Genomic DNA, 3,572 nt, shown 5'->3' with positions numbered 1-3,572 from the left:
GATTCCGGCGGCGTCCTACTCTCCCACACCCCTTCGAGTGCAGTACCATCGGCGCTGGAGAGCTTAGCTTCCGGGTTCGGAATGAGACCGGGCGTTTCCTCTCCGCCAAGACCACCGGAAAACCATCGAACCCTACAATCAAGGGTCGTTCGGTGAACCAGAAATCACATGCGGTGATTCAATTATCAACAACGGGTTCCCCGAAACCGATTGCGGTTCGGGAACCACACAGTGGACGCGTAGCAACTGAGGACAAGTCCTCGGCCTATTAGTACCGGTCAGCTCCACCCCTTACAGGGCTTCCACACCCGGCCTATCAACCCGATCGTCTCTCGGGGGCCTTACCCAACCGAAGTTGGTGGGAGTCCTCATCTCGAAGCAAGCTTCCCGCTTAGATGCTTTCAGCGGTTATCCCTCCCGAACGTAGCCAACCAGCCATGCCCTTGGCAGAACAACTGGCACACCAGAGGTTCGTCCGTCCCGGTCCTCTCGTACTAGGGACAGCCCTTCTCAAGACTCCTACGCGCACAGCGGATAGGGACCGAACTGTCTCACGACGTTCTAAACCCAGCTCGCGTACCGCTTTAATGGGCGAACAGCCCAACCCTTGGGACCTACTCCAGCCCCAGGATGCGACGAGCCGACATCGAGGTGCCAAACCATCCCGTCGATATGGACTCTTGGGGAAGATCAGCCTGTTATCCCCGGGGTACCTTTTATCCGTTGAGCGACGGCGCTTCCACAAGCCACCGCCGGATCACTAGTCCCTGCTTTCGCACCTGCTCGACCTGTCGGTCTCACAGTCAAGCTCCCTTGTGCACTTACACTCGACACCTGATTGCCAACCAGGATGAGGGAACCTTTGGGCGCCTCCGTTACCCTTTAGGAGGCAACCGCCCCAGTTAAACTACCCATCAGACACTGTCCCTGATCCGGATCACGGACCCAGGTTAGACATCCAGCACGACCAGAGTGGTATTTCAACGACGACTCCACGGACACTGGCGTGTCCGCTTCACAGTCTCCCACCTATCCTACACAAGCCGAACCGAACACCAATATCAAACTATAGTAAAGGTCCCGGGGTCTTTCCGTCCTGCTGCGCGAAACGAGCATCTTTACTCGTAGTGCAATTTCACCGGGCCTGTGGTTGAGACAGTCGAGAAGTCGTTACGCCATTCGTGCAGGTCGGAACTTACCCGACAAGGAATTTCGCTACCTTAGGATGGTTATAGTTACCACCGCCGTTTACTGGCGCTTAAGTTCTCAGCTTCGCCCCGAAGAGCTAACCGGTCCCCTTAACGTTCCAGCACCGGGCAGGCGTCAGTCCGTATACATCGTCTTACGACTTCGCACGGACCTGTGTTTTTAGTAAACAGTCGCTTCTCGCTGGTCTCTGCGGCCACCACCAGCTCGGGAAGCAAGTCCCCTCACCAGCAATGGCCCCCCTTCTCCCGAAGTTACGGGGGCATTTTGCCGAGTTCCTTAACCACAGTTCACCCGAACGCCTTAGTATTCTCTACCTGACCACCTGAGTCGGTTTGGGGTACGGGCCGCCACGACACTCGCTAGAGGCTTTTCTCGGCAGCATAGGATCATCCACTTCCCCACAATCGGGTCGGCATCAGGTCTCAGGCTCGTGTTGTGCGGATTTGCCTACACAACGCCCTACACCCTTACCCCGGGACTACCACCGCCCGGGCTGGACTACCTTCCTGCGTCACCCCATCGCTCACCTACTACCCGATTGGTTCGGCGGCTCCACCAAAACCGTTCACCCGAAGGATCCCGGCGGCTTCACGGCCTTAACATCACGAGGTTCAGCGCTGGCGCGTCGTAGCGGGTACGGGAATATCAACCCGTTGTCCATCGACTACGCCTGTCGGCCTCGCCTTAGGTCCCGACTTACCCTGGGCGGATTAGCCTGCCCCAGGAACCCTTGGTCATCCGGCGCACACGTTTCTCACGTGTGATTCGCTACTCATGCCTGCATTCTCACTCGTGCAGCGTCCACCGCTGGTTTCCACCGCGACTTCACTCGCTGCACGACGCTCCCCTACCCATCCGTACGCCTGAACCACGAAGGCTTGGCTGCATGTACGAATGACACGACTTCGGCGGTGCGCTTGAGCCCCGCTACATTATCGGCGCGGAATCACTTGACCAGTGAGCTATTACGCACTCTTTCAAGGGTGGCTGCTTCTAAGCCAACCTCCTGGTTGTCTGTGCGACTCCACATCCTTTCCCACTTAGCGCACGCTTGGGGGCCTTAGTCGGTGCTCTGGGCTGTTTCCCTCTCGACCACGGAGCTTATCCCCCGCAGTCTCACTGCCGCGCTCTCACTTACCGGCATTCGGAGTTTGGCTTATCTCAGTAACCTGGTGAGGCCCATCAACAATCCAGTGCTCTACCTCCGGCAAGAAACACACGACGCTGCACCTAAATGCATTTCGGGGAGAACCAGCTATCACGGAGTTTGATTGGCCTTTCACCCCTAACCACAGGTCATCCCCCAGGTTTTCAACCCTGGTGGGTTCGGGCCTCCACACGGTCTTACCCGCGCTTCACCCTGCCCATGGCTAGATCACTCCGCTTCGGGTCTTGGGCGCGCGACTCAATCGCCCTGTTCGGACTCGCTTTCGCTACGGCTACCCCACACGGGTTAACCTCGCCACACACCGCAAACTCGCAGGCTCATTCTTCAAAAGGCACGCAGTCACGGCCACCCACGTAAACGCGGATGACGACGCTCCCACGGCTTGTAGGCACACGGTTTCAGGTACTATTTCACTCCCCTCCCGGGGTACTTTTCACCTTTCCCTCACGGTACTAGTCCGCTATCGGTCACCAGGGAATATTTAGGCTTAGCGGGTGGTCCCGCCGGATTCACACGGGATTTCTCGGGCCCCGTGCTACTTGGGAAATGCGCAAGCAAGCCGCACATGTTTCGTCTACGGGGGTCTTACCCTCTACGCCGGACCTTTCGCATGTCCTTCGACTACATGTACGGTTTCTGACTCGCCGACCGGCCGGCAGACCGATCAAGCACACTCCCACGACCCCGATCACGCAACCCCTGCCGGGTATCACACGTGACCGGTTTAGCCTCATCCGATTTCGCTCGCCACTACTCTCGGAATCACGGTTGTTTTCTCTTCCTGCGGGTACTGAGATGTTTCACTTCCCCGCGTTCCCTCCACACACCCTATATATTCAGGTGCGGGTGACAGCCCATGACGACTGCCGGGTTTCCCCATTCGGACACCCCCGGATCACAGCTCGGTTGACAGCTCCCCGGGGCCTATCGCGGCCTCCCACGTCCTTCATCGGTTCCTGGTACCTAGGCATCCACCGTGCGCCCTTAACAACTTGGCCACAGATGCTCGCGTCCACTGTGCAGTTCTCAAACAACAACCGATTCCCACAGACTTGAGGACCGACGCCTACCGGTGAACACCGGCGGTTCATTGATCGTCCGAGGATCGGAACCTTCCCGAGACAACAGACCAGCCCCAACGATCAGAAGACCGTGGGGCCGGGCCCATTCCCTCAGGACCCAACAACGTGCCCGA

The 3,572-nt window shown here is 58.1% G+C and carries 2 rRNA genes; both read right to left on the bottom strand.

Annotated features, from left to right (window positions below):
- Positions 1 to 2 precede the first annotated feature (2 nt).
- A 5S ribosomal RNA gene (gene rrf / locus ACFXMF_RS46460) occupies positions 3 to 119 on the bottom strand.
- A 129-nt stretch (positions 120 to 248) separates the two neighbouring features.
- Positions 249 to 3,375, bottom strand: a 23S ribosomal RNA gene (locus ACFXMF_RS46455).
- Between the last annotated feature and the right edge of the window lie 197 nt (positions 3,376 to 3,572).

The organism is Embleya sp. NPDC059213 (assembly GCF_042754445.1).
In the GTDB taxonomy this organism is placed as follows: domain Bacteria; phylum Actinomycetota; class Actinomycetes; order Streptomycetales; family Streptomycetaceae; genus Embleya.
The sequence above is the reverse complement of the archived record's forward strand: the minus strand, read 5'-3'. Positions and strand labels throughout refer to the sequence as shown.